At 64.6% G+C, this 21501-nt stretch carries 18 protein-coding genes; 12 read left to right on the top strand and 6 right to left on the bottom strand.

Translation table 11 applies throughout. From position 1 onward, the window contains the following. Positions 1-116: 116 nt before the first annotated feature. From BM118_RS30285 to BM118_RS30275, 3 genes are read left to right on the top strand one after another with little or no spacing between them, the layout of a single operon-like run. Entirely contained in the window at positions 117-1886 is a 1770-nt protein-coding gene (locus BM118_RS30285; RefSeq protein WP_092190151.1) for an adenylate/guanylate cyclase domain-containing protein, read from the top strand. Between the two features lie 40 nt (positions 1887-1926). Further along, positions 1927-2832, top strand: a complete 906-nt coding sequence (locus tag BM118_RS30280; protein WP_143099542.1) for a phosphatase PAP2 family protein — start codon at positions 1927-1929, stop codon at positions 2830-2832. Further along, complete coding sequence (locus BM118_RS30275; protein WP_177234835.1) at positions 2829-3860, top strand: G1 family glutamic endopeptidase; 1032 nt, start codon at positions 2829-2831, stop codon at positions 3858-3860. Before BM118_RS30280 ends, BM118_RS30275 begins: the two co-directional genes overlap by 4 nt. Positions 3861-3934: 74 nt before the next feature. Here the strand turns inward: BM118_RS30275 and BM118_RS30270 are convergent, their stop codons facing one another. Further along, on the bottom strand, positions 3935-5044 hold the full coding sequence (locus BM118_RS30270) for a M48 family metallopeptidase (protein WP_092190145.1): 1110 nt from the start codon (positions 5042-5044) through the stop codon (positions 3935-3937). Between the two features lie 3 nt (positions 5045-5047). Beyond that, on the bottom strand, positions 5048-6202 hold the full coding sequence (locus tag BM118_RS30265) for a YjgN family protein (protein ID WP_441299767.1): 1155 nt from the start codon (positions 6200-6202) through the stop codon (positions 5048-5050). Positions 6203-6504: 302 nt separating this feature from the next. Here BM118_RS30265 and BM118_RS30260 point away from each other — a divergent pair, with 302 nt between their 5' ends. After that, entirely contained in the window at positions 6505-7770 is a 1266-nt protein-coding gene (locus BM118_RS30260) for a cytochrome P450 (RefSeq protein ID WP_092190143.1), read from the top strand. Positions 7771-7948: 178 nt separating this feature from the next. Next, positions 7949-9223, top strand: a complete 1275-nt coding sequence (locus tag BM118_RS30255) for a cytochrome P450 (protein WP_177234834.1) — start codon at positions 7949-7951, stop codon at positions 9221-9223. Between the two features lie 341 nt (positions 9224-9564). Here the strand turns inward: BM118_RS30255 and BM118_RS30250 are convergent, their stop codons facing one another. After that, entirely contained in the window at positions 9565-10485 is a 921-nt protein-coding gene (locus BM118_RS30250; RefSeq protein ID WP_092190141.1) for a LysR substrate-binding domain-containing protein, read from the bottom strand. A gap of 125 nt (positions 10486-10610) precedes the next feature. On the opposite strand from BM118_RS30250, the gene BM118_RS30245 reads away from it, so the two are divergent. From BM118_RS30245 to mdlC, 4 genes are all read left to right on the top strand, one after another. Continuing rightward, complete coding sequence (locus BM118_RS30245) at positions 10611-11780, top strand: acyl-CoA dehydrogenase family protein (RefSeq protein WP_092190139.1); 1170 nt, start codon at positions 10611-10613, stop codon at positions 11778-11780. 10 nt (positions 11781-11790) lie between these two features. Next, complete coding sequence (locus tag BM118_RS30240) at positions 11791-12891, top strand: CaiB/BaiF CoA transferase family protein (RefSeq protein ID WP_092190137.1); 1101 nt, start codon at positions 11791-11793, stop codon at positions 12889-12891. A gap of 15 nt (positions 12892-12906) precedes the next feature. Then, on the top strand, positions 12907-13758 hold the full coding sequence (locus BM118_RS30235; RefSeq protein WP_092190135.1) for an HTD2 family dehydratase: 852 nt from the start codon (positions 12907-12909) through the stop codon (positions 13756-13758). 141 nt (positions 13759-13899) lie between these two features. After that, positions 13900-15522 (top strand): benzoylformate decarboxylase, encoded by a 1623-nt coding sequence (gene mdlC / locus BM118_RS30230; protein WP_092190133.1) that lies wholly within the window; start codon positions 13900-13902, stop codon positions 15520-15522. A 179-nt stretch (positions 15523-15701) separates the two neighbouring features. On the opposite strand, the gene BM118_RS30225 is transcribed toward mdlC, so the two are convergent. Further along, complete coding sequence (locus BM118_RS30225; protein ID WP_092190131.1) at positions 15702-16478, bottom strand: SDR family NAD(P)-dependent oxidoreductase; 777 nt, start codon at positions 16476-16478, stop codon at positions 15702-15704. Between the two features lie 75 nt (positions 16479-16553). Here BM118_RS30225 and BM118_RS30220 point away from each other — a divergent pair, with 75 nt between their 5' ends. Beyond that, positions 16554-17015, top strand: coding sequence for a MarR family winged helix-turn-helix transcriptional regulator (locus BM118_RS30220; protein WP_177234833.1), 462 nt, complete (start codon positions 16554-16556; stop codon positions 17013-17015). 255 nt (positions 17016-17270) lie between these two features. Here BM118_RS30220 and BM118_RS30215 read toward each other — a convergent pair whose 3' ends face one another. Together BM118_RS30215 and trhA are read right to left on the bottom strand one after the other, a co-directional pair. Beyond that, positions 17271-18065: an SDR family oxidoreductase gene (locus BM118_RS30215; RefSeq protein ID WP_027547155.1), complete on the bottom strand. Its 795-nt coding sequence runs from the start codon at positions 18063-18065 to the stop codon at positions 17271-17273. Positions 18066-18131: 66 nt separating this feature from the next. Continuing rightward, positions 18132-18827: a PAQR family membrane homeostasis protein TrhA gene (gene trhA / locus BM118_RS30210; RefSeq protein ID WP_092190127.1), complete on the bottom strand. Its 696-nt coding sequence runs from the start codon at positions 18825-18827 to the stop codon at positions 18132-18134. Between the two features lie 178 nt (positions 18828-19005). On the opposite strand from trhA, the gene BM118_RS30205 reads away from it, so the two are divergent. Together BM118_RS30205 and BM118_RS30200 are read left to right on the top strand one after the other, a co-directional pair. Further along, entirely contained in the window at positions 19006-20475 is a 1470-nt protein-coding gene (locus BM118_RS30205; RefSeq protein WP_092190125.1) for a YcjX family GTP-binding protein, read from the top strand. Then, complete coding sequence (locus tag BM118_RS30200; protein WP_092190123.1) at positions 20472-21500, top strand: YcjF family protein; 1029 nt, start codon at positions 20472-20474, stop codon at positions 21498-21500. The genes BM118_RS30205 and BM118_RS30200 overlap by 4 nt, the downstream gene beginning before the upstream one ends. The last annotated feature ends 1 nt before the right edge of the window (position 21501 follow it).

The raw sequence follows: 21501 nt of genomic DNA, 5'->3' as shown, positions 1-21501 counted from the left end.
GCACAGATTGTAATTCCCTTCCTTTGCGACCGCGATGAAGGTATCCTTCTCGAGGTCACCCGTTATTCTTGATTTTGCGGACGCATTTATCGAATTAGATTAGAAGTATCAGTCATATGACCCCATCCGTGCCGGGAGTTCGTCGACGCCTAGCGGCAGTCCTCGCAGCCGACGTGGTTGGGTATACCCGATTGATGGAATCGCACGAGATAGACACTCACACGCGGCTCATGCAGTTGCGTTCGGAGGTCCTCGACCCCGGTGTTGCGGCGCTTCACGGAACGATCGTCAAGAATACCGGCGATGGCTTCCTCGCAACCTTCGATACCGCGCGAGACGCGACGCGCTGTGCTCTTTCGCTGCAGGAATCGGTCGCCGCGAATACTGCGGGGATGCCCGCAGATCAGCGCATCAGCTTTCGCATGGGGTTGAACGCGGCCGACATCATCGTAGAGAAGGATGACGTCTATGGCGAAGGCGTAAATATTGCGGCTCGTCTTCAGACCTATGCGCAGGCGGGCGGCATTGTCGTGTCAGGCGCAATTGCGGAGCAGCTCGGCAAGGACTTCAACGTCAACGTCATAGATCTCGGCGATCTGCATCTTCGCAATATGGGTCGACCGGTTCGCGTGTATGCGCTCCACCCGCCCACGCAGCCCGCAAAGCTTGTCGGGGAAGCTCCCGCGGGTCAGGAGCCGCGCCCGTCGATCGCCGTTCTGCCGTTCCGGATGAATCTCTCCAACCCTGACGAGGCCTATTTCGCGGATGGTATTGTTGACGACATCATCCGCGGCCTTGCCGGACTCAAGGAGCTCTTCGTCGTATCGAGAGGTGCAAGCCTCGGCTTCGGCGGCCGCAATATCGACGTGCGTGAAATCGGCCGCCAGCTCGGCGTCCGTTACGTCCTCTATGGAGGGGTGCAACGAACAGCGACGGCCATCCGTATCGGGACCGAACTCAATGACGCCGAATCGGGAGAGGTCATTCGTTCGGATTTGCACGAAGGCGACCCCAGCGAACTGTTTGCGCTTCAGGATCGGATTGCCATCAGTGTCGTAAGACAGATCGCGCCGCAGGTGCGCGAGCGGGAATTGATGCGAGCGATGCGCAAGCATCCCCAGAATTTGACCGCCTACGAACTCGTGCTGCAGGCATTCGACCTGTTGTACCGAATGGACTACGATTCATTTTCGAGGGCGCGGGGCCTGCTCGAGCAGGCGATATCGCACGATCCCAATTATGCCCTGGCCTATTCCTATGCCGCTCTCTGGTACGTGTTCCGGATCGGAGAGATCGGATCGGCGGATCCGGACGGCGACGCCATCGCCGGCGCCAAATATGCGACGGAGGCCATCGCACGAGGCGGTGACGACGCCTTCGCGTTGGCGGTGTATGGCCACGTCCAATCATTCTTGCTCGGTGATTTTCAGAAGGCAAAGATCTCGCTGGAGCGCGCGATTGCCGCCGGCCCGAGTTCGGCCATGGCCTGGACCATGGCAAGCGCGACTTCGGGCTTTCTGGGTGACGGCCCCGCGGCCGTGCGCCAGGGTGAGCAGGGCGTGCGGCTTTCCCCGCTCGACGCCCGCTCGTTCTGGCACGAGGGACTATTGGGGCAGGCTCACTACGTGAATGGCGACTACGAGCAGGCATTGGAGTGGGTGCGCAGTGCGGTGAGCCGCAACGAGCTCATCCGTTTCAATCAGCGCCTTCTCATCGTCACGCTCGGTGCGTTGGGCCGGCGCGAGGAGGCCGCGCAGGCCGCGCATCGCTACCTGCAGATTCAACCTGATTTCCGCGTATCATCCTATGCGAAACGCTGCCCATTTCGCGGCGCTGCATTGGAAACCTGGCTCGGGCACCTCCGATCCGCGGGGCTTCCCGACTGACGCTGACTGCTGGCGACAACTTCGAACAAGAGGAGACGTCATGACAGGTAACACGGGTAACACTGGGAATACCGGGAATACGGGCAACACAGGCAACACCGGAAACACCGGCAACATCGGAGGTGTCGGCTGGTTCATCTCCGACCGGGTCGACTTGCCATTCGTCACAAGACTTGCCCCAGGCGGGATGAGCGACCTTGGTTCGCTGCGGCGAATCCCGCCGACGTCCTTCGGCAACAGGCAATGGTCGGCGAACTGGTATGCGTGGCGTGTCTTGCATGAGATGTTGGCCAAGGTCCCCAACTGGGCGGCGACCGTCGATGCGGACCCCATGTTCACAAACATTCGGAACGCCCTTGTCGCGAACTTCAACAGCCAAATTGATGATCTCGTGCTTGCCGATCGAGACGAACGACCGGATGCCATGGGACTCATCCTGTCGCAGGACGGCGAATTCTTCTCTGATTTCCTGGCTGTGCTGACGATCCGGCCGGGATCGCATCCGCAAACATGGCGCGTATTGAACATCGCCAGTCTGATCGGATCGTTTGCGGCACTGTATTTCAAGGACAAATACGACTTGCCCAGACCATCGCAAATCTGTCCCGCATTGCTGCCGCCTATCCCCGTCCCCGGCCACTCATCCTGGCCGAGCGGGCATTCCACGCAGGCGCATTTGATGAAGAACTGCATGCTCAGGATCTTTGCCGCAACGGCATCGATGCCGAATCCGATGCCTGCGGCCGACCAGATCGTATGGAAGGCCGACTTGACGGTTCTGGCGGACATGATCGCGCGAAACCGGGAGATCGCCGGTTTGCACTACGCAGCAGACTCCGCAGGCGGCACCAGGCTAGCGGATCTGATCGATACGGTCATCCTGACGCCAACCACCGTGACGATGTTTGATCAGGCGATTGCCGCCGCAGCGGAGGAATGGCAATGATTTCCGAGCAAAAGCCACACCCTCCGTTGGACCCGAGCGCCCTGAGGAAGCTCGTCGAAGCTTCGATAACGAGCACTCCACCTCCGGAAGGGTTCGACCCGTTGCAGGCGCCGCGAGAAGACCTGAAGAAGTTCGGGTTTCCGATGCGGCCGGATCCGAAATATCAGCCGGCCGAACACGCACTCTGGCAACAAATGTTCGCCAGGTCGCTCGCATTCGAGCAATTCGCTTTCGACATACTTCCTCCCGTCGCGACACAGATCCGCGGTTTTTTCTGGGAATCGCCGCGGCGGCAAACCAGCCTCAATTGGTCCGGCGCCTACATCACGCCCAGGGATGGTACGGTATTTTCGACGATCTGGACGAAGTTTCAGGTTCCGACGCCGAACCTCCCGCCAGGCGCGAGGCCCGGCGAAAAGGATCTCAGCTCCACATGGATCGGGTTTGACGGGCAGCGTCGCTACTACATGTCGACTCTCCCGCAGTTTGGCACGGCACAGAATATCGAGCCGAACATGGGCGTCCCGACGAGGTCGTTTTTCGCGTGGTGGCAATGGTGGGTCAGGGGCCTCGCAGGCCAGGCAATTCCCATCAAGCTCGCTGCACCGACGATTCATCCTGGCGATCTGATCATATGCTACATGCAGGTCGCGGCTGATCGCGCCGGGGTGTCGTTCGTGATCACGAATGTTTCGACCGGCCGCGTCGTGCAATTCTTTCAGAGCGCGCCCGCGCCCAACGGTGGCCTCCCCTTCAAGGTTTCAGGAGCGACTGCCGAATGGGTGATGGAGAGACCGGCGATCCCGCCCGATCCAACCCCGATGCCGCTCCCGGATTATGGCACGGTGGATTTCCGGGACTGCGGCGCGACGGCGATCAACATGAAGACCGGCGCGACGGTTGAACGAACCCTCTCCGGGGCAAAACTCATCGACATGTACGTCGTGAGGCAAAATCCGGAAAGGACGGTGAAGATCTCGATCCCGAAGCCGCTCGATACGACGGAATTCCTCACCGAATTTCAGTAGACCAGAACATTTTCGATCAGATCTGGCGATGAAACGGACTTACCCGTAAGGCCGTCTGAGGATGGCGGCTTGCCCTAGATCTTCCCGCTGCCGCAAATGCCCTTCAGCGCCTGCCACTCCTTGTCAGTCAGCAGCGGCGGGCCGCTGGCGGGGCGATCTTCCCTGGTCATGCGGGCGAGACGATCTTCGGTGAGCGGATGGCTCGCCAGGATCGACGTGAGGCCGCCGCCTTCCTTGCCGGTGATGCGGAACATCAGCTCGGCCGACGGTTTCGGCGAGCGGCCAAGCGCGTGCATGATCTCGATGGCGAAGGTGTCGGCGCCCGTCTCGGCCTCGCGCGAATAGGAGGCTTCGACCACGCTGCGCGAGGCGAAGATCACGGCGGATGAGCCGGTGACGTCGCCGAACAGCAGGCCGATCAGGAACGAGGTGCCGCCGTTGTAGATCAGGCCGCGCATGCTGTCGTGATGCTTGAGATGGCCGAGCTCGTGGGCGAGGATGCCGGCAAGCTCGTCGGGGTTTTGCGCCTTGTCGAGCAGGCCGCTCAGCACGTACACCTTGCCGCCGGGCAGCGCGAACGCATTCGGCACCGGGGTCGGCAGCACGCCCGCCGTCATGGAATCATCGTCGAGGCCGGCGGCATCGCGCAGGCGGTTGACGAGCTTTGTAAACGCGGCCTTGCCCGCGGGGTCTTCGCAAACGTTGCGGCCGAAGATGGCTTTCACCTGGACTTCCGAGGCGTCACCGATCCGCCGTTCGATCGGCTTGGGCACCAGCGGCGCGAGCCGGTCGGCGGCAAGCGGCACGCCGAACAGCACGACACAGACGATGGAGACGGCGGCGGCCACCGACCAGCCGACGATCTTCGCGACACCGCGGCGCGTGGTCTGGTGCTCATCGAGACGCATGCAGCGGACGGTCACGTCTGCCGCGAGCGCGGCGTCGCGGATCTCCAGCCGTGCCAGCGGCGGCGCGGACGTCGCGGCCAGACGCAGGATACCGGCCGGACCGTCGGCACGGCGAATGTCGGCATAGGCCCAGCGAACCGGCGTCCCGCCCTCCTCAACGATCTCGAGCGCATCACCGAGCGTCAGCGTCACCTGCCGCCTGCGGCTCGACACGCCGTCGAAGAAGATCGTCGGCTTTGCGGGCTGCGCCGGAGCCTCGGTGGACAACTCACTCACAGATCAAAATCCCGCGACATCGAGTCCGTCGGCAAAGCCTTCGCCGAGCGCGCTGGCGAGCTCGCCGCTGCCGCGCACGTCCGCCGCGGCTCCGATGTTATGCACCTCGACGGTCTCCAGCACCTTGGCCCAGAGATCGCGCTGAAGATAGACCCGCATGATGATGTTGATCGCAAGCGCCAGGGCGAAATAGCCGATGACCATCATCACCAGCATCGGGATGCTCTTGGCGGTATTGTCGGGGCCGAACACCTGCTCGACCGGAAGGCCGCTCAGCTGGACGACGAGCATGGTGGCGCCACCGAGATAGGCGGCGAAAATCATCGAGAGCAGCGTCCACCAGCCGATCACCTTCCAGTACAGGCCATAGAATGCATCATGCGGCAGCTGCGAGGACAGGCGGACGCCGCCGATGCGGATGCCGTCGAGCCACCAGCGCCACTCACGCGCCTTGAACTCGGCGTAGAAGAACGGGGCGAGCGGGAAGATGACCAGCGCGATCGGGCTGAGCAGCCACAGCCACCAGCCGCGCTTGAAGAACGTCCAGCCATCGCCTTCGAAATCGCCGCGCAAATCACCGTAGTGGGTGTGCTGCATCTTGTAGCGTTCGAGCGCGGCCTCGCGCCAGGGCAGCGCCAGGCCGAGGGTGAGGAACACCAGCAGGCCCCACGCCATCGCGCGGAACGAATAGGCCCAGCCCGAGCCGTCCATCCAGAACCGCACGCCGCGCCAGACCGTGCGCGTCAGGCGATAGCGCCGCGCGCGAAAAATCGCGAACTGGCCGAAGGCATAGAAGCTGATGAACAGCGGCGTCGAGGCAAAGCCCTGCCAGCGCTCGAACTCGATACCGATGAGGAAATAGGCCAGATAGATCGGCACCAGGATCGCCAGCGCGAACAGGAAGCCGATCAGCAATTCCTTGCCCCGGCCGGTATATTCGGCGGCGTCGCCGTCGATCGACGTGTTCGACCACAGATGACGGCGGATGTCGGTGACGAGCCAGAACCGGTAGAAGCCGAAAGTGACCAGCTCCAGCATGGCACCCTTGGTGACCATCTTGCGGAACACGGAGCGGTCGCCGGCGAAGTCGACCCGCGTGGGCGGCAGTGGCGGCGGGACGGGTTCGGAACCGGTGGGGGCCCATTGCATGTCGTTCACGGCGGCAACCTCGGGATGTTGGCCTGTTGCGATCAAACTATAGATCAGAGGTTGGTCGATCCCCAAGATGGGCGGGTTCGATTTACCTCGATTCCAGTCGGTTTCTGGCGCGTTTCCCTGCCAAACGGCGTGCGGGAGATCACGCTGACACATCCGCGTGACCGCCGCCGAACGCTCACCCAAAGGTTGGGTGTGGCAAAACTCGCCCTTGCCCCGACGCAGACAACCGGCTGTAATTGCAAATCAAATACCGCAGCGCAGAATTCAACGAGAACGCGCGGTTCACGTCAGGGAGAGCGGTCATGCACGGGACCATCGAAAGCACGGCAAAGCTCGATGCATTGCGCGAGCGCGCCACGTCACTGCCGCTGGAGCAATTCGATCCGGGCGATCCTGAATTGTTCAGGACCGATACGTTCTGGCCCTATTTCAACCGCCTGCGCCGTGAAGACCCCGTGCACTACTGCAAGGACTCGATGTTCGGGCCGTACTGGTCGGTGACGCGCTACAACGACATCATGGAGATCGAGACCAACCATTCGGTGTTCTCCTCGGCCTCCGCGCTCGGAGGCATCACCATCCGCGACATCGATCCGGATTTGCGCCGCGAAAGCTTCATCTCGATGGATCCGCCGCGCCATGCGGCGCAGCGCAAGACCGTGGCGCCGATGTTCACGCCGACGCATCTGGACAATCTCGCGCTCAACATCCGCACCCGCTCGGCCGAGTGCCTCGACAATCTGCCGCGCGGCGAGGTGTTCGACTGGGTCGACCGCGTCTCGATCGAGCTCACCACGCAGATGCTCGCGGTGCTGTTCGACTTCCCCTGGGAGGATCGCCGCAAGCTGACGCGCTGGTCGGACATCGCCACCACCATTCCCGGCCCCGATGGCCTCGTCGCCACCGAAGACGAGCGGCAGGCCGAGCTGACGGAATGCGCGGGCTATTTCGCGCGCCTCTGGAAGGAGCGCATCGAGCAGCCGCCGAAGAGCGATCTGCTCTCGATGATGGCGCATGGCGCCGCGACGCGCGACATGGACGCGAAGAACTTCCTCGGCAATCTCGTCCTTTTGATCGTCGGCGGCAACGACACCACCCGCAACACCATGTCGGGCTCGATCTACGCGCTGAGCCAGCATCCGGAACAATATCGCAAGCTGCGCGAGAATCCGGCACTGCTCGACAGTTTCGTGCCGGAAGTGATCCGCTGGCAGACGCCGCTGGCGCATATGCGCCGCACCGCGCTGTCCGACTTCGAGTTCCGCGGCAAGCAGATCAAGAAAGGTGACAAGGTCGTGATGTGGTACGTCTCGGGCAACCGCGACGAGGAGGCGATCGAAAAGCCCTACGATTTCATCATCGACCGCGCGCGCCCGCGCACGCATCTCTCCTTCGGCTTCGGCATCCACCGCTGCGTCGGCTTGCGGCTTGCCGAACTCCAGCTCAAGATTATCTGGGAAGAGATCCTCAAGCGCTTCGACCACATCGACGTGGTCGGCGAACCCAAGCGGGTCTATTCGAGTTTCGTAAAGGGTTTGGAAACGCTGCCGGTGAAGATTGCGGCGTGAGTCAACTCCCTCTCCCCGCTTGCGGGGAGAGGGTTGGGGTGAGGGGGACTCTCCACGGGGACGGCGACAGCCGAATCGCGGAGAGTCCCCCTCACCCGGAATTCAAGCTTCGCTCGAATTCCGGCCTCTCCCCGCAAGCGGGGAGAGGCGAAGAAAGAGAAGCACTGGAGCCACGACCATGAACATCCAGACGCCGGTGAAAGTGGACAAGGCCGAACGCATGCGCAGGGCGCGCGAGGAGGCCTACGCCACCCCGCTCGCGCAGTTCCACCCCGGCGCGCCACGCCTGTTCCAGGACGACACGCTGTGGCCGTGGTTCGAGCGGCTGCGCAAGGAAGAGCCGGTGCATTACTGCACCAACGCCCCGATCGAGCCCTACTGGTCGGTGGTGAAATACAACGACATCATGCATGTCGACACCAATCACGGCCTCTTCTCCTCCGACTCGACGCTCGGCGGGATCTCGATCCGCGACGTGCCGCCCGGCTACGACTATCCGAGCTTCATCGCGATGGACCAGCCGCGGCATTCGGCGCAGCGCAAGACCGTGTCGCCGATGTTCACGCCGACACATCTGGACGAGCTGGCAAAGCTGATCCGCCAGCGCTCGCAGACCGTGCTCGACAATCTGCCGCGCAACGAGACCTTCAATTTCGTCGAGCGCGTCTCGATCGAATTGACGACGCAGATGCTGGCGACGCTGTTCGACTTCCCCTGGGAGGAACGGCGCAAGCTGACGCGCTGGTCCGACGTCTCCACCGCGCTGCCCAAGAGCGGCATCGTCGCCTCGGCCGAAGAGCGCCGCCGCGAGATGGACGAATGCTACGCCTACATGTCCAAGCTGTGGAACGAGCGCGTCAACTCCGCGCCGCGCAACGATTTGCTGTCGCTGATGGCCCATAACGACGCCACGCGCTTCATGGACCCCGACAACCTCATGGGCAACATCATCCTGCTCATCGTCGGCGGCAACGACACCACGCGCAACACCATGACCGGCTCGGTGCTGGCGCTGAACGAGAACCCCGAGCAGTACGACAAGCTGCGCGCCAACCCCGCGCTGATCGACTCCATGGTGCCCGAGGTGATCCGCTGGCAGACGCCGCTCGCGCATATGCGGCGCACGGCACTCCAGGATACCGAGATCGGCGGCAAGCAGATCAAGAAGGGCGACCGCGTCGTGATGTGGTACGTCTCGGGGAACCGTGACGAGGAGACGATCGACCGCCCGAACGAGTTCATCATCGACCGCCCGCGGCCGCGCACCCACCTCTCCTTCGGCTTCGGTATCCACCGCTGCGTCGGCATGCGGCTCGCCGAGCTCCAGCTCAAGATCGTCTGGGAGGAGATGCTGAAGCGCTTCGACCGCATCGAGGTGGTGGGAGAGCCGAAGCGGATCTATTCGAGCTTCATCAAGGGCTATGAGTCGCTGCCGGTGAGGATTCCAGTGTAGGCGCGCCGCTATTCGGCAGGTGCTTCCTTAACCTCTTCTGTCATGCCCCGCGAAGGCGGGGCATCCAGTACGCCGCGGCTTCTCGATTCTAACCGCGCCGCCCCTGGAATACTGGATTGCCCGCCTTCGCGGGCAATGACACCGAAGGTGGAGCGAAGAGCGCATCGTCCCTAACGCTCAGCAGGGCGACACTTCCCAGCTATAAAATTCCGGCATGACAGCTCGCACCAGATGCGAAGGGTGGCCCCCGGGCTTCTGGCCTAAACCGCATTGAGAACACTCACCGCGCGCTCGGTGCGCTCCCCCGCTCCGCTCGCGGGGCGAGGCGAAGACGGCACCGTTTACGCGAGCCGGATGTCCCAGACCCCTTCCTTGCGGCAGGCGGCGACTTCCTCGCGCAGGAGCGCGGTGATGGCCAGCGAGGCCGTCGAGGCCGGGCGGTCGATCGGAGAAGCGAAAATGAGCTCGCGCGTCATCGGCTTGGACACGACAGCGGTTTCCAGCCGCCCGTCCGCGACCTCGCCGTGGACCGACGAGGGCGGCAGCAGCGCGAAACCGAGCCCCTCCTCCACGAGGCTCGTCAGCACGCGAAACGAATCCGCCTCGAGCTGGACGTTGAGCTTGATCTTGCGCTGCGCGGCCGCGTGCTCGATCAGCGCACGGAGGCCGTGCGAATGACTGGGCAGCACCAGCCGCTGCCGCAGCAGCCAGCCGACATCGACGCTCTTCTTGCGCGCGAGGCCGCAGCCGCGCGGGCCGACCGCGACGATGTTGTCGCGGCCGAGGCTCTGCACATTGAGGTGCAGATCGGCCGAGCGGCCGTAGAGGATGGCGAGATCCATCTCGCCGCGGTGCAGCCATTCGACGAGATGGCCGCTGTAGCTCTCGACGATGCGCAGCGAAATGCCGGGAAATGTCTCGACGCAGCGCCGCGCGAAGCGCGCCGACAGCACGCAGCTCACGGTCGGAACCAAGCCAAGCACGACCTGGCCGGACGGCGGCCCCTTGGCCGACTGGATGTCGTCGCGGATCTGGTCGATCTGCCGCACGATGCCGGACGTGCGTGCGAGCAGAAGCCGTCCGGCATCGGTCAGCACCATGCCGCGGCCGTTGCGCGTGAACAGGTCGACGCGCAGCTCGTGTTCCAGAAGCTTGATCTGGCGGCTGAGCGCCGGCTGCGCCACGCGCAGCGTGTCGGACGCCTTGGAGAGGCTGCCGAGCTCCGCCACACAACTGAAGGTCCTGAGCTGCCGGAAATCCATGCTTGCCAATCCTGGAAGGCTACTCCATACGCTATAGCAAATGAGCATAGGGGGCTGGCGTTGTTTTCACAACGCCGGAGGATCGGCCGGCGTTATCTTAACTGCGGCACCAAACGGGAAACGCCATGAGTGAAGAACACCACACCGAAGATCACGCCGACATCCGCGAAGCCGTCGCAAAGCTCTGCGCGCAGTTTCCCGGCGAATACTGGCGCAAGCTCGATCGCGAGATGGCCTACCCGAAGGCCTTCGTCGACGCGCTGACCGAGGCCGGCTATCTCTCGGTGCTGATCCCCGAAGAATATGGCGGCGCGGGCCTGAAGCTTTCCGCCGCGGCCGCAATCCTCGAAGAGATCCAGCGTGCGGGGTGCAACGGCGGCGGCTGCCACGCCCAGATGTACACGATGGGCACGGTGCTGCGGCACGGCAATGCCGAGCAGAAGGCAAAATATCTGCCGAAGATCGCCAGCGGCGAATTGCGCCTGCAGGCCTTCGGCGTCACCGAGCCGACCAGCGGCACCGACACCTCCTCGCTGAAGACCTTTGCGCGCAAGGACGGCAACGACAGCTACATCGTCAACGGCCAGAAGATCTGGACCAGCCGCGCCGAACATTCCGACCTGATGGTGCTGCTGGCGCGCACCACGCCGAAGGAGCAGGTCAAGAAGCGCACCGACGGCCTTTCGGTGTTCATCGTCGACATGCGCGAGGCCAAGGGCAAGGGCCTCGAGATCCGCCCGATCCGCACCATGATGAACCACGCCACCACCGAAGTGTTCTTCACCGACATGAAGGTGCCGGCGGAAAATCTGATCGGCGAGGAAGGCAAGGGCTTCCGCTACATCCTCTCCGGCATGAATGCCGAGCGCATCCTGATCGCGGCCGAATGTGTCGGCGACGCCAAATGGTTCATCGCGAAGGCCACGAACTACGCCAAGGAGCGCAGCGTTTTCGGCCGGCCTATCGGCCAGAATCAAGGCATCCAGTTTCCGATCGCGAAGGCCTACGCCTCGATGCGCGCGGCCGAGCTGATGGTGAAGGAAGCGACGCGCAAATACGAGGCCGGGCTCGACTGCGGCGCCGAGGCCAACATGGCCAAGATGCTCGCGGCGGACGCGTCCTGGGAAGCGGCGAATGCCTGCATCCAGACCCATGGCGGTTTTGGATTTGCCGAGGAATACGACGTCGAGCGCAAATTCCGCGAGACGCGGCTCTACCAGGTGGCGCCGATCTCGACCAATCTCGTGCTGTCCTTCGTCGCCGAGCACGTGCTCGGCATGCCCCGCTCGTACTGAGGCAGCAATCATGGGAGCACTTGACGGGATCAGGGTGATTGCGGTCGAGCAGGCGGTCGCGGCACCGTTCTGCTCCTCGCGCCTGGCGGATGCCGGCGCGGAAGTCATCAAGATCGAGCGGCCCGAAGGCGATTTCGCCCGCGGCTATGACGCGGCGGCCAAGGGCCAGAGCAGCTATTTCGTCTGGCTCAACCGCGGCAAGCAGTCGGCGGTGGTCGATCTCGCCACCAAGCAAGGCTGCGCCGAGCTGGAGAAGCTGATCGCGAGCGCCGACGTGCTGATCCAGAACCTCAAGCCGGGCTCGATGGACAAGCTCGGCTTTTCGCGCGAGCGGCTCTTGAAGGACTATCCGAAGCTGATCTCCTGCACCATCACCGGCTATGGCGACGAGGGCCCCTACGCGCACCGCAAGGCCTATGATCTCCTGATCCAGGCCGAGAGCGGGCTGGCGTCGATCACCGGCAATCCCGACGGCGCCTCGCGCGTCGGCATGTCCATTGTCGACGTCGCGACCGGCGCCACCGCGCATGCGGCGATCCTGGAAGCGCTGATCGCGCGCGGGCGCACCGGCAAGGGCGCCGATATCCGCATCTCGATGTTCGACGTGATGGCGGACTGGTGCACCGTGCCGCTGCTCAATTCCGAGGCCGGCAATCCGCCGAAGCGCATGGGTTTGCGCCATCCCTCGATCGCGCCCTATGGCGTGTTCACCTCGAAAGACGGCAAGGACATCCTGATCTCGATCCAGAGCGAGCGGGAGTGGAAGACGCTCTGCGTGAAGGTGCTTGACCAGCAGGACCTGCCCGCCGATCCGCGCGTCGCCAACATGGTCGAGCGCGTGCGCAACCGCGATTTCACCGACAAGACGGTGGCGGACGCCTTCGGCAAGATGACGCGCGATGAGCTGCTGAAGCGGCTGTCGGATGCCGACATCGCGTTTGCCGAGGTCAACACCATGGCCGACCTCACCAACCACCCGCACCTGCGCCGCATCGAGGTCGACACGCCGAACGGCCGCGTCAGCTATCCCGCGCCGGCGCCGATCATCGTCGGCGAGAGCCGCGCTTACGGTGCCGTGCCTGCCATCGGCGAACGTCCATCCAAGAAATAACAAGAGCGAGGCGTCATGACCGAGAAGCTCGACATCGATCATTTGCGGCAATGGATCAGCCGCAGCACGGAGGCCACCGACATCGTCACCGCGCAGCTCGTGAAGGGCCTGCGCGCGACGCTGTTCCAGGAGGTCGGCGAGCCCCAAAAGGGCGACGCCGCGCCGTTCACGGTGCATTGGTGCCTGGCGCAGCCGGTGTTTCCGATGGCGATGCTGGGGCCCGATGGCCACCCCACGCGCGGCGGCTTCCTGCCGCCGGTGCCGCTGCCGCGCCGGATGTGGGCCGGCGGCGAGATCGAATTTCTGGAGCCGCTCTGCGTCGGCGATGAATCGACGCGGACCTCGCGCATCGCCGACGTCACGGTGAAATCAGGCTCGACCGGCACGCTGTGCTTCGTCGCGGTCGAGCACACCGTGACCTCACCGCGTGGCGTCGCCATCCGCGAACGCCAGGACATCGTCTATCGCGAGATCCCGAGCGGCGCGCCTGCCGGCGCCAAGGCCCCGCCTCCGCCGCCCAAGGCGCAGCATCGCGAGACGCATGTGTCCGATCCGGTGCTGCTGTTCCGCTACTCGGCGCTGACTTTCAACGGCCACCGCATCCATTACGACCGCGACTACGTCACCAAGGTCGAGGGCTATCCGGGCCTGATCTTCCACGGCCCGTTGCAGGCGGCGCTCATCATCGAGATGGCGGCGAAGCTCCACGGCGGCAAGGCGCCGAAGAAGTTTACCTATCGCGGTTTGCAGCCACTGTTCGAAGGCACGGAGTTCTCGATCAACGCCAACGACAGCGGCGAGAGCATGGAGCTGTGGACCGCGAATGCGGAGGGACAGCCGACGATGAAGGGCACGGCGGTGTGGTGAGCCACCGCTGCTGCCTCCTCGTCATTGCGAGCGAAGCGAAGCAATCCAGTATCCCTCCGCGGAGACAGTCTGGATTGCTTCGCTGCGCTCGCAATGACGGGCGAGGTTGATAGCGTCAATCAACAACAGGGGACGGAAACCATGGCCAAGAACGGCAAGACCGGCAGCAAGTCCGTCACCGTGAAGCAGGCGACAATCGACCTGCTGCGCGCCTTCGGCATCAAGAAAGTCTTCGGCAATCCCGGCTCGACCGAGCTGCCGTTCCTCAGCGACTGGCCCGACGACATCGACTATGTGCTGGCGCTCCAGGAAGCCTCCGCCGTGGGCATGGCCGACGGCTACGCGCAGGCGACGCGCAATGCCGGCTTCGTCAATCTGCATTCGGCCGCCGGCGTCGGCAACGCGCTCGGCAACATCTACACCGCGCATCGCAACCAGACCCCGCTCGTGATCACCGCGGGCCAGCAGGCGCGCTCGATCCTGCCGCTCCAGGCGTTCCTCTATGCCGAGCGCGCCTCGGAGTTCCCGCGTCCCTACGTCAAATACAGTGTCGAGCCGGCACGGCCCGAGGACGTGCCGGCCGCGATCGCGCGCGCCTATTACACCGCGATGCAGCCGCCATGTGGGCCGACCTTCGTCTCGATCCCGATCGACGACTGGACGCATGCCACAGCGCCAGTCGAGGCGCGCAAGGTCAGCCGCGAGATCGGCCCCGAGCCGGAGGCAATGAAAGCGCTGGTCGCCGCACTCGGCTCCGCAAAACACCCTGCCCTCGTCGTCGGCCCCGGCGTCGACCGCGCCGGCGCTGTCGATCTGATGGTGCGCGTCGCCGAGAAGGCCAAGGCGAGCGTCTGGGTCAGCCCGTTCTCGGCACGCTGCTCGTTCCCCGAGCGTCATCCGCAGTTCGCCGGCTTCCTGCATGCCTCACCCGCGCAACTCTCCGACGCGTTGCGCGAGCACGATCTCGCCGTCGTGGTCGGCGCACCCGTGTTCACCTTCCATGTCGAAGGGCATGCCGCGATCTTCGACGGCGGCGCGACGATCTTCCAGATCACGGATGATCCGGATGCCGCTGCGGTGACCCCGGTCGGCACCAGCATCCTCGCCACGATGAAGCCGGCGCTCACCATGCTGCTCGACCTGCTGCCGGAGAGCAAACGCGCGACGCCAAAAGGCCGCACGCTGCCGCCGGCGCCGCAGGCCGCCGATCCGCTGCCGGTCGAATTCCTGCTGCATTCGCTGTCTCAGGCAATGCCGGACGGCACATCGCTGGTCGAGGAAGTGCCCTCGCACCGGCCGGCGATGCAGAAGTTCATGCCGATGCGCGGCCAGGACAGTTTTTACACCATGGCGAGCGGCGGCCTCGGCTATAGCCTGCCAGCCGCGGTCGGCATGGCGCTCGGCAAGCCGAACAGCCGCACTGTGTGCCTGATCGGCGACGGCTCGGCGATGTATTCGATCCAGGCGCTGTGGACCGCCGCGCAACGCAAGCTGCCGCTGACCGTCGTCGTCATCAACAATTCAGGCTACGGCGCGATGCGCTCGTTCAGCCAGGTGATGCAGGTGAGGAACGTGCCCGGGCTGGAATTGCCGGGCATCGACTTCGTGCGGCTCGCCGAAGGCATGGGCTGCCATGCGGTGCGGGTCAGCAAGGCCGCAGAGCTCGGCGAGGCGCTGAAGCACGGGATGGCGTATGCGGGCACGAGCCTCGTGGAGGTGGTCGTGGATTCGGCGGTGCCGGTGCTGTACGGGCAGAAGCACTGATGTTGTCGTCCCGGCCTCGTGCGCAATTGCGCACGGGGGCCGGGACCCATACCGCGTGATCTATCGATTGTGCGCGGTGCCAATCCCGAACAACCAATCTTCGCCAAACTACTCCCTGTGGGTATGGGTCCCGGCCTTCGCCGGGACGACACTGAATGTTTGGCGCCACCACCCGCAAGCTACGACGCCAGAAATCCCCCATCCGCCGCGAGCACGTGCCCGACCACGTAGGACGACGCATCCGACGACAGCCACACCACGGCCTCCGCGACCTCCTCCGGGCTCCCCATCCGCCGCAGCGGCAGGCCGGCGCTGACCGTCGCGACATCGCCGACACCGGCGCGCAGCATCATGTCGGTGACGACGCGGCCGGGCGCGATGGCGTTGATGCGGATGCCGCGCGGGGCGTTCTCCATGGCGGCTGAGCGCGTCAGCGAGATCGCCGCCGCCTTGGAGGCCGAATAGAGCGAAAACCCGGGATTGGGATTGCGCATGCCGCTGACGGAGGCATTGACGACGATGCTGCCGCGCCCTTTCGCCTGCATCGCCGGCAATTGATGGCGCAGGCACAGGAACAGCGCGCGGACATTGGTGTCGAACACGCTGTCGTAGATCTCCATGCCCTGCTCTTCCAGCGGCGCCCGGCGCTCCTGGAAGCCGGCATTGTTGAAGGCAACGTCGAGCCGGCCGCAACGCTTCACAGCCGTGCCGACGAGGCGCGCCACGTCGTCCTCGCGCGTGATGTCGGTCTTGAGCGCGATCGCGTCCGCGCCGATCTCGCGGCATGCCGCCGCGGTCGCCTCGATCTCCGCTTCGCGCCGCCCCGCAACGATGATCGCTGCCGCGCCTTCGGACGCCATCCGCAAGGCCGTGGCGCGGCCGATGCCGCTGCCGCCGCCAGTCACCAGGCAGACCTTGTCCCTCATCCGCTGACCAGCCGGGAAGATTCCGCTCATGAGCCACTCCAAGACGCTTGCGCGCGCCGCTCGGCGCATATAGTTGTATGATACAACCATATGCCGGAAGTCAAGATGACCGGGCTATCGCTGATCGACGACATCCGCGCCGCCTCGCGCCTGATGGTGCGCGAGCTCGGCTTCATGGATGCGACGGTGGCGGCGTCGGACTATCCGCCGTCGGCCGTGCACACCATTCTGGAGATCGGCATCCGCGGGCCGATGACCTCCGGCGAGCTCGGCGATTTCCTGCGGCTGGAAAAATCCAGCGTCAGCCGCCTGGTGCGCAAGCTGATCGATTGCGGTGAGCTCAGGGAGACGCCTGACGAGCTGGATGCACGGAGCAAGCTGCTGTCACTGACGGGCAAGGGCCGGCGCACGCTGGAGGCGCTGCATGCGTTCGGCCGGCAGCAGGTGCGCGGGGCGCTGGCGGCGTTGACGGAGGCCGAGCAGCACACGGTGCGCGAGGGAATGATGCTCTATGCCCGGGCGTTGCGGCAGAGCCGGGTGGAGGACGAGGCGCAGCCGGCGGCGTGAGGGCGGAACCGGGCTGCAATGCTTCTCCATCGTCGTCCTGGCGAAAGCCAGGACCCATTACCCCAGGGAGTAGTTTGGCGACGATTCGTCGCTCGGGATTGCCAGCCGTGCGCGATCGATAGATCACGCGGTATGGGTCCTGGCTTTCGCCAGGACGACGGCGAGTGTTTGGCGCGAGCGGTGGCTCGAAATACTTGGCCGTAATCTCGAGATCCCGGGTTCGGTCCTATGGACCGCCCCGGGATGACCTCACGGTCACTTCCCGAACTCTTCCCGCATCTTGGCCTGGATCTTCGCCATGCCGCCGATCCAGCGGTCGTAGTTCTCGGTCTTCTTGCGCATGTAGCCGAGCACCTGGGGGTGCGGCAGGATCAGGAACGTTTCCTGCGCGAGGCCCGCTAGCACGTCACTGGCGACCTGCTCGGGCGTGAGATCGCCGTCGCCGGATTGCGGACCCTTGGGGATCGACCGCAGCATGTTGGTGTCGACGCCCTGCGGGCAGAGGATCGAGACCTTGATGTTGTCAGCCTTGTGCGAGATCGCGAGGTTCTCGGCAAACCCGACCGCGGCGTGCTTGGTGGTGGAATAAGCGGGACTGCCGACCTGCGACAGCAGGCCCGCGGCCGAGATGGTGTTGAGGAAATAGCCGCCGCCCCGCGCCTTCATACGGGGAATGAGATGCCGGGCCGCATAGACATGGGCCATGACGTGGATCGCCCAGCTGCGCTGCCACGGCTCGTCGGAAGCGCCGCCGGCATTCACCGACATCGGATCAAAGCCGCCGCCGATGCCGGCATTGGAGCAGAACAGTTCGATCGGGCCGAACTGCCGCTCGGTCTCCTCGATGACGTGGGCGATCTCTTTTTCCTGCGCGACGTCGCATCTGAAGGCCGCGCCATCCACCATGGCGGCGACCGCCCTGGCGTTGGCGGCGTCCATGTCCGCGACGACGACCTTGGCGGCGCCCGCCTTGTGAAACGCCTCGCACAGCGCCTTGCCGATGCCGTTTGCGCCGCCCGTGACGACCACGACCTTGCCTGTCACCTGCATGCGACGTCTCCTCTTGTCCTGTACCGCTCTTATACCGCTCGGCTTATTCCGCTTCGCGGAGCTTGCTCAGCTCAACACGAGGTCGAGCACCGCGGTATAATGGCACGCCGCACCGGCCAAGACAAAGCCATGCCAGATCGCATTCTGGAAGCGCAGCCGCCGCCAGGCATGGAAGATCACGCCAAAGCTGTAGAGCAGCCCGCCCGCAAGTATGAAGCCCAGCACCAGCGCGGGCAGCGCCTTGACCACGGCGTCGTAGAGCATCACGCCGCTCCAGCCCATCGCGAGGTAGATGCCGACCGCGACGCGGTCGAACCGGCCGGGATAGCGAAGCTTCAGAACGATACCGACGGTCGCCACGCACCAGACGCAGACGAGCAGCACCAGCGCGAAGACGCTGTCTTTCAGCTCCAGGATGAACGGCGTGTAGGTCGCGGCGATCAGGAGATAGATCGCCGAATGATCGAAGCGCCGCAGCAGCCATTTGACCGGCGAGACCGGCCAGAGATTATAGCTCGCCGACAGCACCAGCATCGAGAGCAGGCCGGCGACATAGATCGAGACGCCGACGACGTTGGTGGCGTCGGCATAAAGCACCGCAAGCACCACCAGAACGGTCGCAGCAACGGTACCGGAAAACACACCGACCGCATGAATGATCCCGTCGGCGATCAGTTCTGCGCGGTCGTAGTTCCAGCCGATCGCGTCGGCTGCGGCATGGACGGAATTGGATGCAAGCTGTTTCAGTTGGAAGACGGTCATGGCAATCCACAAAGCGAGTCAATCTCTCGTTGTATGGGTCTTTCGGGATCGGCGCGTCGTTCAATCGGCTGATTTACCGACAAAGGCGGTGGAAGTATGAAGCTTGATTTTCCCCACGCAATTGCCACCTTTGTGAACAGCTTCACTGTTCCGCCCGCCGAGATCCCCTAACGTTCACATGGCATTCAGTTTTCAGGATATGGTCGAAGAGGCGCGCCTGTCGGCCCAGGCGCTGATCGACTATGGCGAGCACTTCTTCAATCCGACGGTGCGGCTCGGGGTCACCGGCCTGTCGCGGGCCGGCAAGACGGTGTTCATCACCGCGCTGATCCATGGGCTGACGCGCGGCGGCCGGTTTCCGGTGTTCGAAGCCTATGCCTCGGGCCGGATCGCGCGGGCGCATCTCGCGCCCCAGCCCGACGATGCCGTGCCGCGCTTTGCGTATGAGACTCATCTGCGCGCGCTGATCGAGGAACGGCACTGGCCGACCTCGACCGTCGACATCAGCGAACTGCGGCTCGTCATCGACTATCAGCGCCACAACGGCGCCGATCGCACCCTGACGCTCGACATCGTCGACTATCCCGGCGAGTGGCTGCTCGACCTGCCGCTGCTGCAAAAGAGCTACGAGCAATGGTCGGTGGAGAGTCTTGCGCTGTCGCGCGAGGCGCCACGCGCGCATCTTGCCGCCGAATGGCACGCCCATCTCGCCACGCTCAAGCCCGAGGCGCGCGAGGACGAGCAGGCCACGCTCACGGCCGCAAAGCTGTTCACCGATTACTTGCGCGCGGGCCGCGACGAGCGCTTTGCAATGAGCCTGTTGCCGCCCGGCCGCTTCCTGATGCCCGGCAATCTCGCAGGCTCCCCGGCGCTGACCTTCGCGCCGCTCGACGTGCCAGTCGGCGGCCAGGCGCCGGACGGCTCGCTGTGGGCGATGATGGTGCGCCGCTTCGAAGCCTACAAGGACGTCGTGGTGCGGCCGTTCTTCCGCGATCACTTTGCGCGCCTCGATCGCCAGATCGTGCTGGCCGATGCGCTCGCCGCGTTCAACTCCGGACCCGAGGCGCTGCACGATCTCGAAGCCGCGCTCGCCGGCATTCTCGATTGCTTCAACACCGGCCGCAGCACCTTGCTCTCCAGCCTGTTCCGGCCGCGCATCGACCGCATCCTGTTCGCGGCGACCAAGGCGGACCATCTGCATCATTCCAGTCACGACCGGCTCGAGGCCGTGCTGCGGCGCGCCGTGACGCAGGCGGTTGCACGCGCGGAAAATACCGGCGCGGCGATCGACGTGGTGGCGCTTGCTGCAGTCCGCGCCACGCGCGAGGCACAGGTCGCCCATGGCCGCGACAAATTGCCGTCGATCCTGGGAACGCCGACCGCGGGCGAAAGCGCCGGCGGCGAGTTCTTCGACGGCAACACGGAGGTTGCGACCTTTCCCGGCGACCTGCCTTTGGATCCCGAGCCGCTGTTCAACGGCACGGATGCGTTCCGCGGCCTCTCGACCGAGGCCGCCGGGAAGAGCGACTTTCGCTTCCTGCGCTTCCGCCCGCCAAAGCTCGAACGCGAAGGGACGGACGAGCCGACGCTGCCACACATCCGCCTCGACCGTGCCTTGCAGTTCCTGATCGGAGACAAGCTCTCATGAACGAGCGATCCCCGCCGCGGCGGCCGGCGACGTTCCGCCTCGACGATCCCGGCGTCGTCGTCACCGAAGCCAACGAGACCAGCCGGCTTAGCCGCGCCACGATCCAGATCACGCCGGAGCCCGATCCGGCGACGCTGCCTGTGCCGATCGAACCGGCACTTCCGGCGCGGCGCGGCTTTTCCTGGGGCACGCTGTTCTGGTCGGGCGTTGCCGGCTTGACGCTGCTCGGCGTCGGCCTCGGCGTCGTCCGTCTGATCGAGGATCTGTTTGCACGCAGCGAGAGCCTCGGCTTCGTCGGGCTCGCTTTCGCGCTCGTCACCGCGCTCGCGCTCGCGGTGGTGATCGGGCGTGAAGCGTTCGGGCTGGCGCGCCTCGCGACGATCGAAAAGCTGCATCAGCGCGCAGCCGCAGTGCTTGCCAGCGACGACCGCAAGGAGAGCCGCGTCATCGTGCAGGACCTCCTGAAGATCGCGCACCAGAATCCGCAGCTCGCCCGCGCCCGCGCCACGCTGGAGAGCCACACCGGCGAGATCATCGACGGCGCCGACATGATCCGCCTCGCCGAGCGCGAATTGATGTCGCCGCTGGATGTGGAGGCGCGACGGCTGGTGTCGTCAGCCGCGCAAAAGGTCTCGATCGTCACGGCAGTTTCGCCCCGCGCGGCGATCGACGTGATGTTCGTGTTCGTCGCCGCGCTGCGTCTGATCCGCCAGCTTGCGTACCTCTATGGCGGCCGGCCCGGCGCGCTCGGCATGATCCGCCTGCTCCGCCACGTCATCGCCCATCTCGCCATCACCGGCGGCATGGCCGCGAGCGACAGCCTGGTGCAGCAGATGCTGGGCCACGGGATTGCAGCGAAGCTGTCGCAGCGGCTGGGCGAAGGCGTGCTCAACGGATTGCTGACGGCGCGGCTCGGATTGGCCGCGATCGAGGTGACACGCCCGCTGCCCTTCGCGGCGCTGCCGCCGCCGAAGCTGTCGGATCTCGCAACGGATCTGCTGCGGAAGAAAGAGGACGAGGAGTAAG

This window comes from Bradyrhizobium sp. cf659 (assembly GCF_900113725.1).
Lineage (GTDB): Bacteria > Pseudomonadota > Alphaproteobacteria > Rhizobiales > Xanthobacteraceae > Bradyrhizobium.
The sequence above is the reverse complement of the archived record's forward strand: the minus strand, read 5'-3'. Positions and strand labels throughout refer to the sequence as shown.

Coding starts and splice junctions, on each gene's coding strand:
- BM118_RS30285 (WP_092190151.1), top strand. CDS start 117: ATGACCCCATCCGTGCCGGGAGTTCGTCGACGCCTAGCGGCAGTCCTC.
- BM118_RS30280 (WP_143099542.1), top strand. CDS start 1,927: ATGACAGGTAACACGGGTAACACTGGGAATACCGGGAATACGGGCAAC.
- BM118_RS30275 (WP_177234835.1), top strand. CDS start 2,829: ATGATTTCCGAGCAAAAGCCACACCCTCCGTTGGACCCGAGCGCCCTG.
- BM118_RS30260 (WP_092190143.1), top strand. CDS start 6,505: ATGCACGGGACCATCGAAAGCACGGCAAAGCTCGATGCATTGCGCGAG.
- BM118_RS30255 (WP_177234834.1), top strand. CDS start 7,949: ATGAACATCCAGACGCCGGTGAAAGTGGACAAGGCCGAACGCATGCGC.
- BM118_RS30250 (WP_092190141.1), bottom strand. CDS start 10,485: ATGGATTTCCGGCAGCTCAGGACCTTCAGTTGTGTGGCGGAGCTCGGC.
- BM118_RS30245 (WP_092190139.1), top strand. CDS start 10,611: ATGAGTGAAGAACACCACACCGAAGATCACGCCGACATCCGCGAAGCC.
- BM118_RS30240 (WP_092190137.1), top strand. CDS start 11,791: ATGGGAGCACTTGACGGGATCAGGGTGATTGCGGTCGAGCAGGCGGTC.
- BM118_RS30235 (WP_092190135.1), top strand. CDS start 12,907: ATGACCGAGAAGCTCGACATCGATCATTTGCGGCAATGGATCAGCCGC.
- mdlC (WP_092190133.1), top strand. CDS start 13,900: ATGGCCAAGAACGGCAAGACCGGCAGCAAGTCCGTCACCGTGAAGCAG.
- BM118_RS30225 (WP_092190131.1), bottom strand. CDS start 16,478: ATGAGCGGAATCTTCCCGGCTGGTCAGCGGATGAGGGACAAGGTCTGC.
- BM118_RS30220 (WP_177234833.1), top strand. CDS start 16,554: ATGACCGGGCTATCGCTGATCGACGACATCCGCGCCGCCTCGCGCCTG.
- BM118_RS30215 (WP_027547155.1), bottom strand. CDS start 18,065: ATGCAGGTGACAGGCAAGGTCGTGGTCGTCACGGGCGGCGCAAACGGC.
- trhA (WP_092190127.1), bottom strand. CDS start 18,827: ATGACCGTCTTCCAACTGAAACAGCTTGCATCCAATTCCGTCCATGCC.
- BM118_RS30205 (WP_092190125.1), top strand. CDS start 19,006: ATGGCATTCAGTTTTCAGGATATGGTCGAAGAGGCGCGCCTGTCGGCC.
- BM118_RS30200 (WP_092190123.1), top strand. CDS start 20,472: ATGAACGAGCGATCCCCGCCGCGGCGGCCGGCGACGTTCCGCCTCGAC.